15 protein-coding genes are annotated in these 21,896 nt (G+C 47.8%); 6 read left to right on the top strand and 9 right to left on the bottom strand.

Translation table 11 applies throughout. The annotated features are described in order from the left end of the window. Window positions 1-28: 28 nt before the first annotated feature. The gene (locus tag BT105_RS09215; RefSeq protein WP_072300444.1) at window positions 29-544 is read left to right on the top strand and encodes an RNA polymerase sigma factor; all 516 of its coding nucleotides are present in this window, start codon (window positions 29-31) and stop codon (window positions 542-544) included. Then, window positions 514-2,406 (top strand): hypothetical protein, encoded by a 1,893-nt coding sequence (locus BT105_RS09210; protein ID WP_072300443.1) that lies wholly within the window; start codon window positions 514-516, stop codon window positions 2,404-2,406. Before BT105_RS09215 ends, BT105_RS09210 begins: the two co-directional genes overlap by 31 nt. A 377-nt stretch (window positions 2,407-2,783) precedes the next feature. Here BT105_RS09210 and metG read toward each other — a convergent pair whose 3' ends face one another. Continuing rightward, window positions 2,784-4,769, bottom strand: coding sequence for a methionine--tRNA ligase (metG, locus tag BT105_RS09205; protein WP_072300442.1), 1,986 nt, complete (start codon window positions 4,767-4,769; stop codon window positions 2,784-2,786). A gap of 366 nt (window positions 4,770-5,135) precedes the next feature. Between metG and BT105_RS09200 the strand changes: the two genes are divergently transcribed. Then, a complete protein-coding gene (locus tag BT105_RS09200; protein WP_072300441.1) occupies window positions 5,136-5,810 on the top strand; it encodes a dockerin type I domain-containing protein in 675 nt (224 codons plus the stop codon). 154 nt (window positions 5,811-5,964) lie between these two features. Further along, entirely contained in the window at window positions 5,965-7,437 is a 1,473-nt protein-coding gene (locus BT105_RS09195) for a zinc-ribbon domain-containing protein (protein WP_072300440.1), read from the top strand. 207 nt (window positions 7,438-7,644) lie between these two features. Here the strand turns inward: BT105_RS09195 and BT105_RS09190 are convergent, their stop codons facing one another. The 7 genes from BT105_RS09190 to BT105_RS09160 form a co-directional block, all read right to left on the bottom strand. Continuing rightward, window positions 7,645-8,613 (bottom strand): GTP-binding protein, encoded by a 969-nt coding sequence (locus BT105_RS09190; protein WP_072300439.1) that lies wholly within the window; start codon window positions 8,611-8,613, stop codon window positions 7,645-7,647. Between the two features lie 39 nt (window positions 8,614-8,652). Next, the gene (locus BT105_RS09185) at window positions 8,653-10,302 is read right to left on the bottom strand and encodes a dockerin type I domain-containing protein (protein ID WP_072300438.1); all 1,650 of its coding nucleotides are present in this window, start codon (window positions 10,300-10,302) and stop codon (window positions 8,653-8,655) included. Between the two features lie 195 nt (window positions 10,303-10,497). Beyond that, window positions 10,498-11,520 carry a sensor histidine kinase gene (locus BT105_RS09180; protein WP_072300437.1) on the bottom strand — a complete coding sequence of 341 codons (1,023 nt, stop codon included), beginning with the start codon at window positions 11,518-11,520 and terminating at the stop codon, window positions 10,498-10,500. Further along, window positions 11,517-12,179 (bottom strand): response regulator transcription factor, encoded by a 663-nt coding sequence (locus BT105_RS09175; RefSeq protein WP_072300436.1) that lies wholly within the window; start codon window positions 12,177-12,179, stop codon window positions 11,517-11,519. Before BT105_RS09175 ends, BT105_RS09180 begins: the two co-directional genes overlap by 4 nt. Before the next feature lie 308 nt (window positions 12,180-12,487). Continuing rightward, window positions 12,488-13,813, bottom strand: a complete 1,326-nt coding sequence (locus BT105_RS09170; protein ID WP_072300435.1) for a hemolysin family protein — start codon at window positions 13,811-13,813, stop codon at window positions 12,488-12,490. 489 nt (window positions 13,814-14,302) lie between these two features. Next, a complete protein-coding gene (locus BT105_RS09165; protein WP_081367850.1) occupies window positions 14,303-16,435 on the bottom strand; it encodes a sensor histidine kinase in 2,133 nt (710 codons plus the stop codon). A gap of 18 nt (window positions 16,436-16,453) precedes the next feature. Continuing rightward, window positions 16,454-17,122: a response regulator transcription factor gene (locus tag BT105_RS09160; protein WP_072300433.1), complete on the bottom strand. Its 669-nt coding sequence runs from the start codon at window positions 17,120-17,122 to the stop codon at window positions 16,454-16,456. A gap of 388 nt (window positions 17,123-17,510) precedes the next feature. Here BT105_RS09160 and BT105_RS09155 point away from each other — a divergent pair, with 388 nt between their 5' ends. Next, window positions 17,511-18,212: a hypothetical protein gene (locus BT105_RS09155; protein ID WP_072300432.1), complete on the top strand. Its 702-nt coding sequence runs from the start codon at window positions 17,511-17,513 to the stop codon at window positions 18,210-18,212. A 1,084-nt stretch (window positions 18,213-19,296) separates the two neighbouring features. On the opposite strand, the gene BT105_RS09150 is transcribed toward BT105_RS09155, so the two are convergent. Beyond that, window positions 19,297-20,463, bottom strand: a complete 1,167-nt coding sequence (locus BT105_RS09150) for a nucleotide disphospho-sugar-binding domain-containing protein (RefSeq protein ID WP_072300431.1) — start codon at window positions 20,461-20,463, stop codon at window positions 19,297-19,299. Between the two features lie 391 nt (window positions 20,464-20,854). Here BT105_RS09150 and BT105_RS09145 point away from each other — a divergent pair, with 391 nt between their 5' ends. Next, window positions 20,855-21,847 carry a GDP-mannose 4,6-dehydratase gene (locus tag BT105_RS09145; protein WP_072300430.1) on the top strand — a complete coding sequence of 331 codons (993 nt, stop codon included), beginning with the start codon at window positions 20,855-20,857 and terminating at the stop codon, window positions 21,845-21,847. Window positions 21,848-21,896: the final 49 nt, after the last annotated feature.

The raw sequence follows: 21,896 nt of genomic DNA, 5'->3' as shown, positions 1-21,896 counted from the left end.
GTGTTATATGTGAAAGGAGGTCACTGCAATGAATAACGAAAACACAGCATTATATGCTTTCAAAAAATACGGAAACACCGTTCTGCGCGCTGCTTTCGCTTTCAGCGGCAGCTACGCCGAGGCAGAGGACATCGTTCAGGACGTTTTTCTTTCACTGCACACAAATCCCCAGAACTTTAACAGCGACGAACACTTAAAAGCGTGGCTTCTCCGAGCCGCTATAAACAAATGCAAGAATTTCCGCAGAAGCTTCCGCTTCAGCAGGACCTGCTCCATTGACGACCTTGAGCACTCAGAGGTCATCTGCGAAATGGATACCGAAAGCCGTGAGCTCAGACAGCAGATAGCGGCTCTGCCGAAAAAATACGCAGAGGTAATATTCCTGCATTACTATGAGGGCTATTCAATCAAGGAGATAGCTTCTATGCTGAATAAAAACGAGAATACCGTGGGTTCGCTGCTCAGACGAGGACGGGAAAAGCTCAAAGCAGAACTTGAGGAGGAGGGAGATCTATGTCAAGTAAAGATTATAAAAACGCTCTGAACGATATCCGTCTGAGCTCGGATTTCTGCGCAAAAATGGAGAAACAGCTCTTGAAATCCAACTTTGACGACGACGGCTATGAGGAAGTAGAAAATCACGTCGAGGTCATCGAGAACAAGGGCTTCAAAAAGTATCTGGCAGCAGCGACTGTTATCGCTGTTATCGGAGCTGTCGGCGGCGGCGGTTATATGAATCTCAGAGGCGGTCTCGGCTCTGACGCGCAGTACGGCGTGGAATCAGAGGTAGAGGAAGTGTCCTCCGAGACAAAAAACAGCGACAGCGTATTTGATTTTCCCTTTGCTTCTATAGAGCTTAAAGGCGCTACCTTTATTTTGCAGGAAACGAACTACGGCAGCATACATTCAAAGGTGCCTGTTGTCGCTTCTTATGATATGGCGGCTCAGCTCATTGAGGTATTTTCTCAGGTGAACTGGAACGAAAGCAAAAGTGTAACATATGCTATAAATATCCCCGATGATAAAGACGACGACAATAATTCCGAGGCAGATGAGCTTTTAACTGCTATCAATGCTTCTTTAAACGGCGAAAATATCACATTCAATTACGTATATAACGAAGATTATTACTATGTGCATATGTATGAAAGCGGTATGATAAATGTATACATTAGAAGCACAAACAACGGACTCGAAAAAGAGCTCGGATACAACATGACGTCCGAACAGTACAAAGAAATAAGGACGATTATCTTCGGCAAAGAAGAAAACAAGGCTTTCTTTGCAGGCATAAATGCTGACCTCAGCGGCGTAAGATACGCCATAAACGGTCAATCAGGCACTGTCACCGATGAACAGGCAAAATATCTCGCCAAATGCCTGAATGAAATGTCAGATACCCTGCTTTCCGAGGGACACAAGGAGAGACCTGCCAACGAAGAGCCTATTTCTCTCTTTATCAAGGACGACGCTTACGATTGCAGAGTAGACTTTTACTCCACCGGCGAAGCCTTCAATAAAAAGATGATAAACTCCACAAACGAGATAACAGAAAGAGCCTATATGTTCAATCCTATCATTTACAGCGACATCAAAAACATACTCGCAGGTTTGGACGATATACCCTGTCCTGTGGATATCGCAGATATGGACGGCACTTTGCTTAAATGCACTTTTGATAATAAGTGCAATGTTTATACCCTCGATAAAGAACAGCTGAAACAATTGCAGTCACTGCTGGAGAACTGTAACTGGAAGCCCGAGCTGTATACCACTGCTATAATGGGTTCATCTGCATTTGCCGAAACTTCATTTTATAATAACAGCATTGTCCTGAAGAATAAAGAGCAGTTTTTGTTCATATACTCGGGCGGCTTGGCGATATACTCCGATAAAAACGGAACGGCGTCATCTATGCCTGATATCTACCGTATCGACCATATCGACGGCATTGACCAGCTTATCTCCGAGATAAAGGCGATGAACAGCAAGATGACTCCGCTCAGCACTAACGAGCTCATCAACAGGGAGCTTGATATCTGTCTCAGCGGAGATATAGCAGAAGTCAACATACGCGGCACCAATTATCCTTATACAGAAAGCGGACGTAAGATACCGACAGCAAGACTCCGTGAAGTATTTGAGGGACTTGAATGGGAAGAAATGGAATTCAAGGAATATGACGATGAAAGCGACATCTACGATGAGATCTATTCTCAATATGACGATGAAGACGGAACTGAGCTAAAGCTCTACATGATAAATCAGAACTCGGTTTACAAAATGTTTGGTATCAACAATCTGGGCACCTACACCAATCAGGAGACAGGCCGCGGCTACCGCTGCAGCGAGCCCGAAAAGGTTGCAGAAAGGCTGGATAAGCTGTACGAAGAATATAAAAAATAACTCCTGCAAAAGCTTTGATACATGATATAGTGAAATAGAAAAACTCCGCTTCACAGCGGAGTTTTTTTATGTGTATCTGCTATGTAGGGCTGGCGTCCACGACACCTCTTTTCGCCCGAACGACAATGCTGTGTATCCCGACGGGTGCTCGGAAAGCGCACCTACTAATCACTACTCACTTTGGAACGCCGAGGGCGGCGTTCCCTACAGAGCGTTATCCACGCTCTAATCGTATCCTGCGGACTGCCAAAGGCAGCCCCTACAGGCTAACGGCTAAGGGCTCAGACGCGCAATGCGCGTCACTGCCTACTACTCACTACTTACTATTCACTACTCACTATATACTGAAAAACGGCGCAATAATGCGCCGTTTTTTCTTATCTTATCTTAGAGCCTACAGGTATGCTGTCATCTACGAAGATGACCTTTACTCCGTCGGGAGTATCTGCGGCGCATATCATTCCGTTGCTGTCAACGCCTCTCAGCTTTACAGGCTTGAGATTTGCTATAAGCTGGAGCTTTTTGCCGATGAGGTCCTCGGGCTGATAGTACTGCGCGATACCCGATACTACCTGACGTCCGCCCATGCCGTCGTCAAGCTGTAAGCACAGGAGCTTGTCGGACTTCTTCACCTTTTCGCAGGCTACTACCTTTGCAACTCTTATCTCTACCTTTGCAAAGTCATCGATAGTTATCTCGGGCTTCAGCTCGATAGGCTCGGCAGGCGCCTCGCCCTTTTCCTCTGATGAAAGCTTTGCCTTTGCTTCTTCCATGTTCTTGGTGAGGATAGCGTTGAGCTCCTCTATCTCCTTGTCAACGTCGATCCTCGGGAAGAGTATCTCGCCCTTGTGAACTGTAACGTTTGCAGGAAGTACGCCGAACTTGTCAAGCTTATCATACTCCACATCTGCTTCGGAAGCGCCTATCTGCTCCCATACCTTCGGCATTGTGGTAGGCATGAAAGGTGCAAGAAGTGCAGATGTAACACGGATAGCTTCAAGGAGATTGTAGAGAACAGCCGCAAGACGGGCTTTCTTTGTGTCGTCCTTGCCCAGCTTCCACGGCTCGGTCTCGTCGATGTACTTGTTTGCACGGTCAACTACCTTGAATATTTCTTCAAGTACCTGCTTCAGCTTGGTCTCGTCGATGTACTTGTCTGTCTCGGCAAGAAGTCCTGTGACTACTGCCTTGAACTCGTCGTCCAAAGCGTCGCTCTCGCGCTCTGTGGGGAGAGTTCCGCCGAAGTACTTGTCCACCATTGCAACGGTACGGGAAACAAGGTTTCCGAAGCCGTTGGCAAGGTCGGAGTTTATGCGGTTTATCATTATCTCGTTGGAGAAAAGGCTGTCTGCGCCCAGAGCCATTTCGCGGAGGATATGGTATCTGATAGAGTCACAGCCGTAGCGCTCGCCCAGTACGAAAGGATCAACGACGTTGCCCAGTGACTTGGACATCTTCACGCTTTCGCCGCCCTTGCTCTGCATGGTGATATAGCCGTGTACAGCAAGGTGCTTAGGCAGTGGCAGGTCAAGTGCCATGAGCATTGCAGGCCAGATGATAGCGTGGAAACGCATGATGTCCTTTGCTACCATGTGAACATCGGCAGGCCAGTACTTCTCATAGTCATTGTGTGCGGAGTTCTCATAACCGAGAGCTGTGATATAGTTTGAAAGGGCGTCTATCCATACGTATACAACGTGCTTGTCGTCAAAGGTAACAGGTACGCCCCACTTGAATGTGGTTCTTGATACGCAGAGGTCCTCCAGACCGGGCTTGATGAAGTTGTTTACCAGCTCAACAGCTCTTGTCTTTGGACGGAGATAATCAGTCTCGAGAAGAAGCTTCTCTATGCGCTCTGCAAAGGGAGACATCTTGAAGAAGTAAGCCTCCTCCTTGGCGTACTTGACAGGTCTGTGACATTCGGGACAGCAGCCGTTCTCGTCAAGCTGAGAGTCAGTCCAGAAGCTCTCGCAGGGAGTACAGTACTTGCCCGAATATTCGCCCTTGTAGATATAGCCCTTGTCGTAAAGTGCCTTGAATATCTTCTGAACGGCTTCTACGTGATAGTCGTCAGTGGTACGGATATATCTGTCGTATGAGATGTTCATATATTTCCACAGGTTCTTGAACCTGTCAACGATGACGTCAACGTACTCCTTGGGAGTTACGCCCTGCTCGGCAGCCTTCTGCTCAATTTTGAGACCGTGCTCGTCAGTGCCTGTGAGGAACATTACGTCATAGCCCTGCATTCGCTTGTAACGGGCGATAGAATCGCAGGCAACTGTGGTATAGCAGTGACCTATGTGCGGATTGCCCGATGGGTAATAAATCGGCGTTGTGATGTAAAAGGGTTTCTTTGACATAAAAATCGCTCCAATCTGAGTGTAAAGATTCCGTTTCCGAATGAAAGAAACGGTTAACTTATATTATATCACGTTTTTTGCAATATGTCCAGTGGTAATAGTGATTATTGTAGGGGACGCCGCCCTCGGCGTCCCGAAGTGATCAGTTTTTAGTGATCAGTTGTCAGTCCTTAGCCTGTAGGGGCTGCCTTTGGCAGTCCGCGAATAACATATTTTTTCATCCACGGGCGCACACTGTGCGCCCCTACACTTAGTTCTTAGCTCTAAATTCTAAAAACCGCAATATATAAGTTGACAGTACTGATTTTTTGCGCTATAATGGATTTACAGAATCCGTTTTTTCCGACATAAAAGGAGGCTTTTACAATGAAGATATCAAAGCTTTTCGCAGGCACTTTAGCAGGTATGCTTGCGGCACTTTCACTTGGTTCGGCTGTCAGCGCAAATGCGGCTGACCTCGGTCTCGGCGATCCGTCAGGCGACGGCATCATCAATGCTGTGGACGCTTCGTATATTCTGTCCCTTTACGCCGACTTTGCCGTAAATAACGCCGATATCACTCAGGAGCTCCTTTCGCTCTGCGACGTCAACAAGGACGGCAGCGTGAACGCTATGGACGCTTCTTACGTGCTCTCATACTACGTTGACCAGTCACTGAACGACACCGATATCTCCATTGAGGAGTTCATTGATGAATTTATCAGCGAGCTGACTGCATGGGAATGGCCGGATACCAGTTCGTTGGATCCTCAGGATCCGTGGAACCCGTGGGTCCCGTGGAACCCGTGGAACCCGTGGGATCCGCAGAATCCACTTGATCCGAATAGCGATCAGTCGTCATGGCTTCCCGAAAACTTTCCGGAAGCAGACAGCCCGTGGATATGGGTAAATAACCCGGCAAATCCGTGGGGATCCATGAACGACCCCGAGCAGTGGGCAGAATGGATCAACGCTGTTCCCCAGACCGAAATCGAAAACTGGGCGGCAGATACTTTCGATATGCTCAAAGAAATTGATGATACCACAAACGAAAACGAATAATTAAAGCCCGCTTCGGCGGGCTTTTTGTCATTGTATCCGCTTTTTTGCCGAAAATACCCATGTGTAATACAATGTTACAGTTTTTTTACTTGACATATTTATTGGTATGACTTATAATTGTAATAGCATTTACGAAAAATACAGGAGGGATATTATGCTATGCAAAAAATGCGGCAGTGAACTGCCAAACGACGCTTTATTCTGCACAGAATGCGGTGCCCGTATCGAAAACGAGCCTGCTCCCGATGTACATACCGACGACGAGCCTACTTCCATTCTTCCTCACCTTGAAGAGATCATCGCCGCCAACGAGGAAACTCTCAGCCTTACCAGCGGCGAAGCAGAGCTCCTCAACGACGAGCCGACGGAGATACTCAGCACCTCCGAGACTATCGAGCTCCCAGAGCCGGAGCCTGTGACCGAGCCGGCTCCCGAGCCTGTTACCGAGGTCTTTACAGCTCCAGAGCCTGAGCCTGTTATCGAGGAAAAGCCTCAGAAGCCTGCGGAGTTCCCCAAGCAGGAGGCTCCTGCCGCTCCCGTAAGCAATAACGGCTTCAACGACAACAGCAATACAATGAAGATACCCGTTCAGCCTATACAGAGCAGTATCGCTCCTCCCCCACCTGTACAGCCGCCAATACCGCCTGTACAGCCCGAGCCTGCACCTGCTCCAGCACCTATGCCTCAGCAGGAGGACAAGCCAAAGGCTCGCAAGAAAGTCGGCGGCGGACGTATCTTCGGAGCTTCGCTGGTAACTATATTCACTATAGTTTTCCTGCTGGCGTTCAGCATTAGCCTTGCGGTAAAGATAGGCGCTAACGGCAGTGTTATCCGCAAGAGAGCAGAAAAGCTCAACGCAAGCACTACCCTGTCGGCTCAGTTCGACGGCAAAGAGCTTGCAAAAACTCTCTATGATTCAATGGGCTTCCGCACAGCTACAAAGGGCGCGGCTGACGAGGCAGGCTTCAAGAGATACATGATGAATACGGACTTCCGCGAATACGCAGGAAGAGTTGCCAAGGACTACCTCGACTACATCATCGACGGCAAGGGCGGCAATCCGTCAATTACCGCAGAGGACTTCGTCAACGACTTCCTCAGAACAAACAAGAATGCGGCTGTCAAGGAGTTCGATTACGAGCTCACCGACGACGGCTACGAGCTTATCGAGAAGAACCTTGAAAAGGACAACTTCAGCGACACCCTGAGCGTCAAGGAGTGGAGCAGAAAGCTTGGCTTCGACGTTGACAAGTGCAGCTATGCGTTCTCATTCATCACTATCGGCATTCTCGGCGGACTTGTGATACTGTTCCTTATCTGGACAGCTGTTATACTTGCAAAACGCGCAAGATACGTTACAGGCTTCTTCGCAACCGTTTTCAATATCGTAGGTCTGCTGATGTTCATATCAGGACTTGTGATACTTATCGGTTCTGCTGTAGCGTTCACATTTACTCATAATGTGGGATTCTACCTGACAGAAACACTGCTCCTGCCATTCACCTGTATGCTCCTGATAATCGGAGCTGCCGAGCTCTTCCTCGGATTCATATTCAGAAAGTCCAACAGAGCTATAAAGAAAAAGGCTAAGAAGGCAGCAGCAGCGGCGGCTAAAGCCGAGAACTAAGTTCAATGCATAATTAAAGGCGAACCAAAAGGTTCGCCTTTTTGTTTGCTTGTAGGGGCGGCGTTCCGCCGCCCGCAAATCTCACAGTAATTACAAATGACGATTTGTTTTCATTGATGCGGACGAGCTGTCGAGGACGCCAGCCCCTACAAATAGTCATTTATAGTTGTTCCGTCAAGCTCGGGCGGATAATATCCGCCCCCACAGTCAGATAGAAACGTAGTCGCTGTCAGTATTCAGCGGTTTCAGATATTCGTCGATACGCTCACGGGAGACATTGTCCCCGATGACGATGAGCACGGGCTGTCCCTCTGCGACCTCGGCTGTCTCCGTCTTTTCACGGGTAGCGTTTATTTTCAGCCAGCCGTTATCCACAGGCAGGGCTCCCTTGATACGGAATATCCTGCCGCAGCTCTCGTCTGCGAATATATCGGCGATAAGCTGTTCCACGCACTCTCGCGGCACGGCGATATGCATGAAGTAGTGAACGGAGCTCTCTATATCTTCGGGGCTGAACTTCTTCACGTAGCTCGAACCGCGGTAGCCTGCGCTGCCGAAAAGCCTGTAGTCATCTTCGGTAAAGCTCTCCCAGTCCTTAGCTACAACGTCGCAGAGCGTAAGTCTGCGGTCACAGCGTATATCCTCCAAAGCGCGGTTCACATGGTCGAGTATGGACTGCACAAGCTCACTGTCGGCTTCACCGCGGAGCTTGCTTATCACTATCTTTCCGCAGCAGGCTGCCTCTGAACCGAGAAGATACTCCATTTGCGGCGAGAGCTGCTCCTCCATTTCGCTGTCGACGATAGTGAGGACGCTGCCTATCTCAAACCAGTTATCCAGCGGTGAGTCGTGGAGTATATCGAAGAATTCGTCCATGTCGAATATGCCCGAGGGCTCCACGATAACGCGGTCAAAGTGCTGCATACCGAGAGATATGAGCTGTGTCTTGAAGCGCCGCCTGTGGCAGTCCGCGTCGCAGCCTCCTGCTATCATTTCAAGGCGGCAGCGCTCGCCTTTCAGCTCCTGTAACATGAGCATATCAATGTTGACAGCGCCGAAGTCGTTTTCAAGTATGGCGATATTCTCGCCTCTGTCTATGCAGTTTCGGGCGTATTTCAGCAGAAAAGTGGTCTTTCCCGAACCGAGTATGCCCGTTATAAGGTCTATCTTTGTCATTTTATGATTTCCGTTTCTGTTTAGATGTTTTATGGCGCATTACGAACCCACCTGCGATATGGTTATGGTATAGGTCGCGCCGCTGAGGTAATCGGGATCGTTGGCGAGGCGACGTTCATCGCCGCCCCATGCATCAGCTCCCGAGAAAGGATCGGGCTCATAATTTGGATTCGGGCGCAATTCTGATATCTTCACTTTAAGCCCCGTATCCACGGTCAAGCCGCCCTCCTCATCGTACCACCTGAACTCCTCGTTGGCGCTGTCGATAACGTCCCTGTAGTTGAGACCTCTCACGCCGGGATAGAACATTCCGCTGTCATTCACAAGGCGGACAACGCGCTGTTTTTCGTCGGTTTTGTCGTAGTCGGGACTGTTTATGCCGTATTTGTAATCTTTTCCGAACACTCCGTCGGATATCTCCGCATTGCAGTGAAGTATGCGGACTCCGCCGCTTTTCGAGAACAATGTGCTCCGCAAACCGTTTATGAAGCAGGCTGAATTATTCCCCTCGCCTGTGATAAACTCAATGACGAAGTACTCACCCAGCAAGCCCTTTTCACTGTCCCTCGGGATAAGGATACAGGAGGGCTTCTGCTGTGAGGAATTCAGCGTAAAGGACTGCTCGCCGCCTGTGTAGAACTGTATATCCTCCTCGGTTATCCAGCCCAGCATGAGCTTTGAAAATGCGGACAGGTCGCCGCTGCCCTCGTCCATGAGCTCGCTGCCTGCGGAGCCGCTCATACTGCCGATATCACTGCCTGTCTCCTGATTTGTGCCGTAATAATCCGTAAGTCCCATAGCGTGGCAGAGCTCATGGGCTATCTTGGAATTTGTGCCTGCACGGTCATGCCTCCAGTACGGAATGACGCAGTATGAGCCCAGTTTCACTCCGTCATAGGTATCACTGCCGTAATACTTTGCGGAAAACGGCCACCAGTCGGGAATCTTGTCGCCGTTATTGTCCATTTCCAACAGCTTTTCGGGAACTATTATCACCATGGAGTCCAGTATGTCATCTCTGTTCGCGTCATAAGCGCTCAGGTCAAGCTTTTCTGCGTATTCCGACATTATTTCCTCAGCCAATCCAAGAGAATTGTTCTTGACATAAGTCTCCGCAGGCTCTTTCGCCCTGTAGCTCATAACGTCGCATTCAAGGTACATTTTTCCGTAGGAAGCGCGGTCAAAATAGGCAGGGACGCTCTCCAGAGGGTAAAAGCTTTCGTCTTTGTCTTCAGCGCCGAAGCAATTCTGCTTCACCTGCTCTGCAAAGTCAGTATCCTCGCAATAATCGGGGAACTCCACAGCAAATACGGGTATCCTGCTCCTGCCCATGCCTGACATCGCAGGCGCAAGCTCGCTTACGGGAGCTTTTTTGTCCAGCCCCTTTATCTTACTGAGAAGCAGACGTCTAAGGGCTGTCAGGTCAAAAATATCCACTCTGCCGTCCTCGCAGATATCGGCAGTCTCCGATACATTCAGCTCCGAATCTCCTGCACCTATGAGCCACTTTTGCAGCAGCACAAGGTCTGATATTTTTATCTGTCCGTCGCAGTTCACGTCGCCCTTTTCATACTGAGAAATGTCAGCAGCGGCAGCGATACTGCCCGTAGCTTCCCCACCATGTACAGCGTTTGCGGCAGGCTGAAAAAGCAGCGCAGCAGCCGCAGCTCCTGCAAGAAGCTTGCTCATATCATTCACCCCTTTTTTGCACCGTTCATGCTTTTTATACTTCAAATATACTATAACTCCGTGAAAAAGTCAATCGTTTATGGCTTGTCAATTTGTAGGGAACGCCTTCACTTGCAAGGCGTTCCCTATATCCTTTGGAATCCCGTTCATAGGCAAAAACAGCTTTTTCGATAAATTAAGGAGCAATGAATCAAATCATTGCTCCTGCATTTTATAAAAATCGTTCTTGGCAAATGCCACGGTAAACTCGGTATACTGCCCCTGCTCGGATTTTACGGAAATACTGTGCCCGAGCCTTTCGCACAGGCTCTTCACGATGTAAAGTCCCATACCCGTGGACTTTGCATACAGACGTCCGTTTTCGCCTGTGAAGCTCTTGTCGAACACGCGGCTCAGGTCATTTTCGGGTATGCCTATGCCGTTGTCGCGGAAGTGCAGCAGCACACGGTCAGGGAGCTCCTCTGCGCTTATTTTCATAACGGTCTCGCGCCCCTCAACTGTGTATTTCAGGCTGTTTGCGATGAACTGTCCAAGCATGAATTCCAGCCACTTGCCGTCGGTCATAACGCTTATGTCAAGCCCCTCGGTCTCGATAGAAGCTCCTGCAAGCTGGATATCCTCGCGCTTTTTCAGAGCCGTATTGGAAACGGTGCGCTTCAGGGAGGTCTCCTTGATGATGTAGTCCTTTTCGGCGCTCTCGGAACGGGCATAGTACAGCACCTGATCGGTATAGCCGTCTATGCGGCGGAGCTGCTCCAGAAACTTGTCCCCAAGCTTGTCGCTGTGATTGTGCGCCATGAGCTGTAAGCTTGCCACGGGGAGCTTTACCTCGTGCACCCACATCTCGATAAATTCGCGGAAGTCAGCGGAGCTCCGCTTATAGTCCGATACGTTCTCGCACATGGCTTTATTAGCCTGACAAAGAACCTCATAGGTGAGCCTGCCCTCTAAGAAGTCGGGCTCTTTTACCATTTCGTGAATAAGGTACTTTTTGTCCAGTATATCAAGCTTCTGAATAAGCTCGTCATAGAACCGCCTTTTACGCAGAAAGCCCACAAGCTCCTCTGTTATGACGAACAGCAGGAATATGACGGTGATAAATGCCATAAGCTGACCGCTTACCCTGTATGCTCCCAGAAACAGCAGTATAAGCCCGAATGAGACCGCTGCGATAACGTAAAACCACAGCCTGTCCATGATATAGTCGCGAAATCTCATCTCAGTATGTACCCCTGCTTCTTGCGCGTTTCGATAGCGTCCTCGCAGCCAAGGTCTGCAAGCTTTGAACGCAGGCGGCTTATATTAACGGTGAGGGCGTTGTCGTTGACGAACTCGTCGTTGTCCCACAGCGCCGTCATAAGCTCGTCACGGGTGACGATAGAGCCGCGCCTGTCCAGCATAAAGCGGAAAATTATCATCTCGTTCTTGGTGAGGATAAGCTCGCGGCTGCCGTCGGTCAGACAGCCCTTGGCGTCGTTGACCTGCAAGCCGTTGTAGGACTGGACTGTCACCGAACCTGCGGAACGTTTCAGCACAGCGGATATCCTCAGCAGCAGGATCGTGGGATTATAGGGCTTTGTGATGTAGTCGTCGGCGCCGTAGCTCATGGAGAGCACTTCGTCGGTCTCGGAAGTCCTGCTCGTCACCATGATAACGGGAGTATCCGTTTCGCTGCGTATCTCCTTGAGAAGCTGTTCGCCGTTAAGGTCGGGGATATTTATGTCCATGAGGATAAGGTCGGGCTTTGCGGAGAGTATCTTTGCCTTTGAGTTGCTGAAATCCGTAAGGTATTCGGCTTCGTAGCCCGAATTGCGGAGAAGCTCGGCGAGCTCCTCACGGATAGACCTGTCGTCCTCGACAATGAAAATCTTGCTCATATTTCACCTCTGAATTATTATTGTTTTAATTATAGCACAAATGAGCGGATAAAACAAGCCTTTAGCTGTAGGGAACGCCGCCCTCGGCGTTCCGTAAATTGATGATTGAGAATGTAGGGGCTGATGTACACAGCCCGAATAATTGCTTTGTAACCACACGGGGCGATGCAGGCATCGCCCCCTACACATTTTTACGTTATATCATGGGCTGTCGAGGACGCCAGCCCCTACAAAAAAGGCGAACCGATCGGTTCGCCTTTAATTATGCATTATGCATTGAACGGGCGCACATTGTGCGCCCCTACACATTACTCGTCTGTTTCGTCGGTCTCGACGGGCGGCAGCTTCTCCACGCGACAGACCTCGATTCGGTGGTGCTTTACCTCGACCACGTTTATGTGAAGTCCGCCTGCTTCAAGCTCCAGCTGTGTGCCGTCCTTGGGTATCTCGCCAAGCTTCGCTATGACGTAGCCGCCAAAGGTCTCGTACTTGTCCGCAGGCAGCGTGACATCAAGCTCCTCACAGACATCGCTGAGGGAGCTGATACCGGGAACTGTCCACTGAGTATCGTTTATCTTTTCAAGTCTTACAGCAGGCTCGTCCTCGGGATCGTCGGCGAAGTCGCCAACAAGCTCCTCAACAAGGTCGGTAATGGTGATTATACCGCTCATGCCGCCGTATTCGTCAACTACTATTGCGAAGTGGTCTGCGCCGCGCTGCTTCATCTGGTCGAACAGGCGGTCAGCCTTCATGTTCTCGTGCACAAAGCAGGGCTCGCGGACAGCCTTTTCCATGATGTTGTCCTTGCTCTTGTCCTCAAGTCGGAAATAGTCCTTTGCATTGAGAACGCCGATAACGTTGTCCACGCTCTCGCCGCACACAGGGAACGAGGAATGACGGGTGCGGTGTATGGTCTCCTCCCAGACGCTGATATCGTCGTCGCTCCATAGCACGTCAACGTCTGTACGGTGAGTGCAGACCTGCTCCGCGGTCATATCATCAAAGGCGAAAACGTTCTTGATTATGCGGTTCTCGTCCTCGTCGATAGTACCCTTTTCCGCGCCTGCGTCGGACATCATGAGTATCTCTTCCTCGGTGACTGTGTCGTCGTCGCTGTTGGGATCAATGCCCATGAGCCGCAGTATACCGTTTGCGGACACATTCAGCAGCCATACCAGCGGTGCGAAGAATACTGCCACGAAGTTTATGACTCCGCTCATGGCAAGAGCTATCTTCTCGGGATCCTTCATTGCAAGGCGTTTAGGCACCAGTTCTCCGAAAACCAGCGTAAAATAAGAAAGCACCAGTGTGATAAGAACTACCGACACCTTTTTGATAACAGCCGCAGGTATTCCTATGCCTGTTTTGACCAGCGCAGAGGTAAGGAGCTCCGCAAAGCTGTCTGCGGCAAAAGCGGCGCCTATGAAGCCTGCCAGTGTTATAGCTACCTGAATAGTTGCAAGGAATCGTGTAGGCGTATCGGTAAGCTTTTTGAGTCTCACGGCTTTTTTGTTGCCGCTGGCGGCAAGCTTTTCAAGCCGCACATCGCTTGTGGAGATGACCGCCACCTCCGTACAGGCGAAAAGCGCGTTCAGCGCGATAAGTATTATTTGCAGAATTATCTGCCCTAACATATTCATATCCTCCGTTAAAATATCTGTATTTGTCTATATGTCTATAACCTCATAAAGGCACAGCCTAACACAAACGATAGTGCAGACCATGCCTTGATAATACATATTTAACGAAGTATGTCTCGTAATTATAAGGATTACTGCCGTCAGGGGCACCGTCCATTATGTGTTTCATCTCCTGTTCTTATAGTAGTATATGTAATTATAGCACATATTTTACGAAAAAGCAAGTCTCGCGGATAAAAATTTAGCTTGTAGGGGACGGTGGCTCCCTACAGTGTAGGGAGATGTCAGCATAGCGACAGAGGGACGCGGCTTCTGTTGGAAGTCCTCGACGTCCCGCAATTGCAACGGAACTCACGGGCTGTCGGGGACGCCAGCCCCTACATACGGTAATTCGGAGCCGTTCGTCATCACGGGCGGCGGAACGCCGCCCCTACAATTATGCATTATGCATTAAACAGGGCGCGATAAATCGCGCCCTGTCTCTTACTGCATTGTTACCATGAAGCAAACGCTCTTGCCCGGCTGGTTCATTACGTGTACCTTGAACTTATGCTTATCGATAACCGACTTCGCAATAGCAAGTCCCAGTCCGTAGCCGCCTGTGGAGCGGTTTCTCGACTCATCGCTGCGGTAGAAACGCTCGAATATCTTCTCGGTATCCTCTTCCTTGATGCCCTGACCTGTGTTGTATACCGAGAGGAGCTTTCTGTCGCCCACTCTCTTAAGGGATACTCTTACCGTACCGCCGTCGTTGGAGTACTTCAGCGCGTTGTCGATGAATATAGCTGTCATCTGCTTGATATGCTTCTCGCTTCCGCTGAGCATGATATCGTCCTCGACGTTGACCTCGAACTTCTTGTTGTTCTCAAACGCCTGACACTCAAATGGCAGTGCGGTATTTATTACCGCCTTGCTGAGATTGAAGTACTTGCGCTCGAAATCAGTTGTATTGTTCTCCAGTCTTGTGAGATTCAGCAGGTCGTTGACCAGCACGTTCATACGTTCTGTCTGAGCCTTGATGTATTCAAGCCACTTGTTCGCGCCTATCTCCTCGGAAAGTACGTCTGCATTTGTGGTGATGACTGCAAGAGGAGTTTTCAGCTCATGGCTTGCGTCTGATACGAACTGCTTCTGCTTCTCGAATGCTACCTTGATAGGCTGAATGCTTCTCAGGCTGAGGAAATACGCAAAAACAGAGAGAACGACCAGCGCTATAAGACCTATAATTATAGTTGTGCGCTTGAGCTGCTTGAGCATATCCATTTCGGAGCTCTTATCCGTAAGCACCATGATAGTGCCGTTTGACTTGTCTGTCTGATAGAACTGATAGCCGTTTATCATACCTGTATCCTTGCCGTTGTCAAGGATAGTTGTTATGTAGTCCTGAGCTCCTATAGAGTCAAGCTTGTCATTGTTGAGAGTCGCAAGGTAATTGCCCTTTGTATCCGCCATGATAACAAAGAAATCTATAGAGCCGAGAGTCTTCGGGATAGGCTCTACCTTTGAATATGCCATAGGGTTTGGCTCTGAGGCAGGTGACGCCATAGCTGTGGGAGCGCCGCTGCTTTCGCTGTTTGAAAGAACTGTAAAGCCTTCCAGCACAGGCTCGCCTGTATAGACGGTATTCACAAGAACAGCCTCGCCGCCGAAGCTCTGAGGCTCTGCGATAAGCTCGTCCTCAGCTTCTGCGTTTTCATCGTCCAGCGGCTCGCCGTTTTCGCGGTAGCGCTTGTATTCCTGCTTATCCTCGTATATCTTTATACCGTTTTTATCAGGCTCCTTGCTGTTCATCTTGGGAGTTCCTGCCATGCCGCCGTTCCACTGCATCCACGGGTTCCACGGGTTCATCTGGTTCCACGGGTTCCACGGATTTGTCTGATCCCACGGGTTCCACGGGTTATTGGGATCGTTGCCGCCGTTCTGCTGTCCCCAGTTGTTCCAGTTGTTCCAATCCTGCTGCCCTTGCTGACCGCCGTTGTTATTATTCCAGTTTTTCCAGAAATTATCCCAGTCCTGCTGGCTCCAGTTGTTCCAGTCAGGCTGTCCCTGCTGGTTCCAGTTGTTCCAGTCCTGCTGTCCCCATGCAGCCCAGCTCTGCTGTCCGCCTGACGGCGCAGTGGTCTGAGCCTCTGAGGGCTGAGTCTCGGGGGGCTGAGTTTCAGCAGGCTGCTCCTCGTGCGGCTCCTCGTAGTACTCGGGCTCGTCGGTAGTGAACTGCTCGATGAACTCTGTGCTCTCATCAGTTGACGGAACTGCCTGAGTAGTCTCGTCAGCCTTTGTAGTCACAGTAGTCGCTGTTGTAGTCGTCGGAGCCTCTGTGGTGGTCGGCTTGGCTGTTTCAGAGGGCTTCGCAGGCGGATTGCCGCCCTTGTCGCGCTTTTCACCCTTTGGCTCAACAGGCTTGGTATATGTAAATGTTGAGTTCTTGTCGTTATACTCGATACCCGAAGCTATCTGCATGAGCACTTCCTTGGACTGCCCTCGCATTACCTCCTTGGTGATAACATTTATAGAACCGATAAGTGCAATGAAAACAGCAAGGAGAATACTTACGATCATAGTGAAAAGCTTCATCTGGGCTTTTCTGAACATCCGATCATGAGGTTTCCTTAACATTGCGTCATTCCTCCTTCATCATTCAAGAGAATAGCCTATACCTCTTGCGGTCTTGATCTGAACAGGAGCGGATATTACCGAAAGCTTTTTTCTGAGGAATGATATGTAGACCTCGATGTTGTTGTACTCAACATCGCTCTCATAGCCCCATATCTTCTCGATTATACGCTCCTTTGGAAGTATCTGGTGAGGATTTGATATAAGGAGCTCCATTATCTGGTACTCCTTGAGCGAAAGCTTAACGTCGCTGCCCTTCCACATTACCGAGCAGGTGCTCTTGTTAAGCTCAAGTCCGTTATAATCCAGTCTGTTTTCGTCAACTATCTCGCCCTTTCTCCTGGTGAGCGCTCTCACTCGCGCAAGAAGCTCACCGGTAACGAAGGGCTTTGTAAGGTAGTCGTCTGCGCCGCAGTCAAGACCGTTGATCTTGTCCTCGATCTCGCTTCGTGCGGTGAGCAGAAGAACAGGCGTATTTATATGCTCGCGGCGGAGATTCCTCAGCACCTCCATACCGTTCATGCCGGGAAGCATGATATCCAGTATAATGCAGTCGTAAACTCCCGTCAGAGCATTATCGAGTCCGTCAACGCCGTCGTAAACGGTATCGACGTTGTACATATTTCTTTTAAGTATCTCCGACAGAGCGTCGGCAAGCTGTATCTCGTCCTCAACAACGAGAAGTCTCATATGAATACCCCCTTGAATGCCATTATATATGTACGGCATATATCTGTAAAAGCGGACACCATTCCACTCTAACTATATTATACCACAAAATATTGAAATAAGCTTAAAGGAATTTTAAGTTTAACAAATTAATTAGGAAAAAAATCGGTGATGTTTTTGTGCATATCAACAGTTTTGCTTTTAAATTGCCAGTAGGCGTTGACTAACCTATAAATTTGTGTTATGATTGATTACACAGATGAGTGAAAATAATTTACTGTTTTTACTCATTATATAGAAAATATATAGGTCCATATACACAGACGATACAAAAAACAGAGAAACTTCAGGCACTGTTACCCTTGTTTTTGCAGTCGGCTGTTCCATATCAGATGGGAGGGGCAAAGATATGTTATCACCTATAGAACGAAAAAAGGCAGGCTTTCCACTGCTGACATCTCACGCTTCTGAGATGAAAAAATATGCGGAAGTTTACAGCCTCTTCGTTGACAAGGGCTACTCCAAGGAGCTGTGTGAGGCTTACGCCGACGCTTTCATCGACAACGTCAAGAAACCCACCTACTTCGATATAATCCAGATAGCATCTCTTTACGATAAGATATACGATAATAAGACAGCTTATTTTTATCTTGAAAAGCTCATAGACAAAAAGCTCAGCGGCGACGAGAAATTCGGCTACTGCACCGAAATGCTCAGCACTATCAGCAAGATAGGAAACTGGCGCGACGCCGAGGAGTTCCGCACGCTGAACATAAGCTTTTTGCAGAAATACTGCGAAAAGACCTGCCTCAAGCGTCAGGCTAAGCTCTATATCTCGCTTGCGCTGGCAGACTGCGCCGCAAAGAATTACCGCGACGCTCTCAAGCTCCTGAAATTCGGCTATAAGCCGCAGGGCAGAAACGATTCCATGCTTCTTGAGATTATGATAACCGCAGTCTACATATTCGCAAAGGCTGACGATATAGAAGGTCTGGAGGGCGCTCTCGCAAACGCCAACGGCTGTCTGAAGCTGTTCAAGGACTTCGATTTCTCGTGGCAGGAGGAATACTACCACAAGAGGATCAGAGACGCCTCACAGGGCATACTGTAAAACATGAGCTCCGAGCTGAACCTCGGAGCTTTTTTATGCCTTGGAGTCCGCAAGACTTGGTTAAAAAATAAAAAGATATCAAAATTTTTCAAAATTTCTCCAAAAATTTTCCCTGCACAATTTTGTATTACTTTTAACCATAGCCAGTTTTATCAGTTCGCAGCTCAAATTATCACCTTAGTCAAAAGATGTTGTAATTGTGCTGCATTTTTTGTCGAACCCCGAATCAACGTATCTACGTAGATTTATCGATACGGTTTTTGTTCTGTACAAAAATCAGCCTTATTTTTTTATTTTTATGACAAAAAACTGATTTATTAAAATCAGTAATTTAGTTCATAATTACTTAATATAAAATATAATACTAAATTTAGCAATATAGTCCTAATTTTGAGCAATATAATCAATTGAACTTAGCGCCGTCATGTTTTATAATACAATTGTTGGTAGAGGATAACGCCGAAAAATCGGCTTCTCTACCGCCACATAATTTCAACAGATTTTTATGTGTCCTGTAACAAAATCGGCAAGTATATCTTTCTTTTGCTTGATCCGGTATCAAACTCCGCCGGATCCTCGGTCTTACCACTTCGATCCAGCACACATCGGACTTACTTCAACTGCTATTAAACATTAATGCCTATAATATGTTTAATCGCCTAAAGCAGTTCACGCATCGCTTGAAACGACCAAACAAGCATGACATCACAGCAAGAAGATATATGGCACTTCGGAATATGTGCTGCCGTAATGACAACTGCGTATAGAGGGTGCGCAGGCGTCACTCAATAGCGACCTTGATTGGCTTTTTGAGAGGGTGTCAATGAAGGTCGTTATTATTTTGCAATCCTGTTCTATACCTATATATAAAAGGCTGCCGCATGGCAGTCTTTTTTCGTGGCGGGATTTTTAATGCATAATCAAATGCGAACCAAGCGGTTCGCATTTTTGTAGGGGCGAGTTCCGCTCTCCCGTGCTATATCGCTGTAGATGTGTAGGGGGCGGATACTATCCGCCCGTTCAATATAAATATGTAATCCGTAAAAAAGCCGACAGGTGTTCCCTGTCGGCTTTTCTTGTCAAATCAAGCAAATATCTCAGCGTAAAGTGCTGTTCTGTTGCTTCTTGCTTCGTTGAATGAAGCGATTATCTTATCTGTGCCTGCCTTGAAGTTCTCTCTGTTAGCATAAGCGTCATCAACAGCCTTCTTGATGATATCAGCTGTAATGTCTATCTCATGCTTGTTGAGAGCGATACCTGCGTTAAGTTCTGCAACTACCTTTGCAACGTCAAACTGGTCAACAGCCTGCGGTACAAGTACCAGTGCAGCGCCGCTTGCAAGACCTTCTGATGTTGAGTTGAAGCCTGCGTGTGTGATAAATACATCTACCTGCGGTAAAAGCTGAGTCTGGGGTACATAGTTGTAGATAGTGAAGTTATCTGGAATCTCCTTGAATGTCTCCTCGATATTTACAAACTTACCTACAGACATTATTACCTGATACTCGTCCGAGTCCTTGAAAGCTTCGATACAGCGGTGATAGAACTCCAAGTCCTTGCCGAAGATAGTTCCCAGTGAGATAAAGAGGAGCTTCTTGTTTTCGTCCTTCTTGAAGTCAAAGCTCTTGTCAACGACTCTCTGCTCGATGTGTGGTCCGAGGAAGTAGCACTTGTCATCTGTATCCTCAGGTCTTAAGTGGAAATACTTTGATGTCAGGAGTATCTTCTTGAAGTTGTTTGGAGTGAATATAAGTCCGACGAAGTCACGGAGACTGATATTGTATTTAGCGTTTGTTGCCTGTAAACCTATCAGTCTTGCGTTGTCAAACTGGTTCTCGTCTGTAAGAATGAATGAAGGGTAGATCATTACAAACTTAGCAGGATCGATCTTTAAGACCTTGTTCATTTCTTCAATGTCGAAAAATGCGTCGATGATATAGTAATCGTACTCAGTCTTATCATTCATAAGCAGAGTCATAACAACGTCTGTTGCCTTGCCTACCATGAATGAATTTATAGCGAATGGTGGAACATTTGGAGGTAATCTTTTAGCAATTTCACTTACATCTGCTGAATAAACTACTTTCTTTACAGGAACTTCGTTTAATCTCGGTGCAAATTCGTCTGTAACAAAACAAGTCACATCATGACCTAATGCGGCTAATTCTCTTACGACCTCAACACTTCCTGTAAAGTGACCGTGTAAGATACCGTTTAAAACGGCAATTTTTTTTGGCTTGATCTCGCTCATGTTTTCTTTTCCTCCGTTATGTTTTTCTATAGGATTTTGCTTCAAGGAAATAAGCGGCTCGGTACCGTTTATTTCCACGGCGCTCAGACACGCTGATTAAAATTATAGCACACTTCATAGAGAAAATCAATACCTTTTTTCGACCTGTTCCTATATAATTTTCAGGCGCTGATGGTTCAAATTTTTACGACGTATTTCGATGATTATTAACAGTTTTTTGCCCAAGTTCTTAAAACAATTAATACTTGACAAAATTCGACGAATATGCTATACTACTCATTGTTTCAGTGTTTTCCACAGCGAGGTGTCAGACTTGATTTTTAGCCAAAAATTCACGCTGTGGTCAGAGAAAATTGACCGAAAAGTCAAAAAGAAAGAGGATAGAGAAGAAATGAATAGCAAAGACATGAAAAACAAGCGTGTGTTTATAACAGGTGCTACAGGATTTGTAGGAGCACACATCACAAAGCACCTTATCGAACTCGGTGCAAACGTTACCGTACTCATCGAGAGATGTGACAGCACAAGCTATTTCAGCATCTGCGGACTGGACAAGAAGGTCAACGTATACTACGGCGATATCAGCAACGGCGCTCTCATCGAGCAGATAATCGTTGAGCAGAAGATTGAGTTCATCTTCCACCTTGCTGCTGTAGCTCTTCAGGACTTAGCTTACAAGATGCCAAAGGTGACTTTCCAGGTAAATATCGTAGGTACATACAATATCTTAGACGCCGCAAGACTTCACATGGATACAGTCAAGGCTGTTCTCGTTGCTTCAAGCGATAAGGTTTACGGCGACAGCGATGTACTTCCTTACAACGAGAGCATGATACTTCAGGGCAGCAATCCTTACGACGTATCAAAGGTTTGTCAGGATATGCTGGCAAGAAGCTTCTACCACAGCTACAAGCTCCCTGTTGCAGTAGGAAGATTCGGCAACATCTACGGTCCAGGAGACAACAACTTCAACAGACTTATCCCCGGAACTGTACAGAAGCTCGAAAACGGCGAGTCTCCTGTTATCAGACACCCTGCAAACGGCGTATTCAAGAGAGACTTCCTTTACATCAAGGATATCGTCAATGCTTATATGTATATGCTTTACAACATCGAAAAGGAAGGCGTTGTAGGAAACGCATTCAACTTCGGTACAGGTATCGCTACAGACATCGAGACTATCGTTAACAAGATAAAGGCTATAATGAACTGCGAGAATATCGAGTCTGTTATCCAGCAGAGCGATGTTAACGAGATACTGATACAGCAGTTAGATCCTACAAAGGCATTTGAGCGTATCGGCTGGAAGGCTGAGTACTCTGTGGATATGGGACTCGCTGAGACAGTTGACTGGTACAGAAACGTATACTTCAAGTTAAGCTGAATATAACAAAAAGAAGCCGAATAAATCGGCTTCTTTTTTATGCCTGATA

Source organism: Ruminococcus flavefaciens (assembly GCF_900119075.1).
GTDB classification, from domain to species: domain Bacteria; phylum Bacillota; class Clostridia; order Oscillospirales; family Ruminococcaceae; genus Ruminococcus; species Ruminococcus flavefaciens_Q.
Note: the sequence above shows the minus strand (reverse complement) of the source record. Positions and strands in the feature narration are given on the sequence as shown.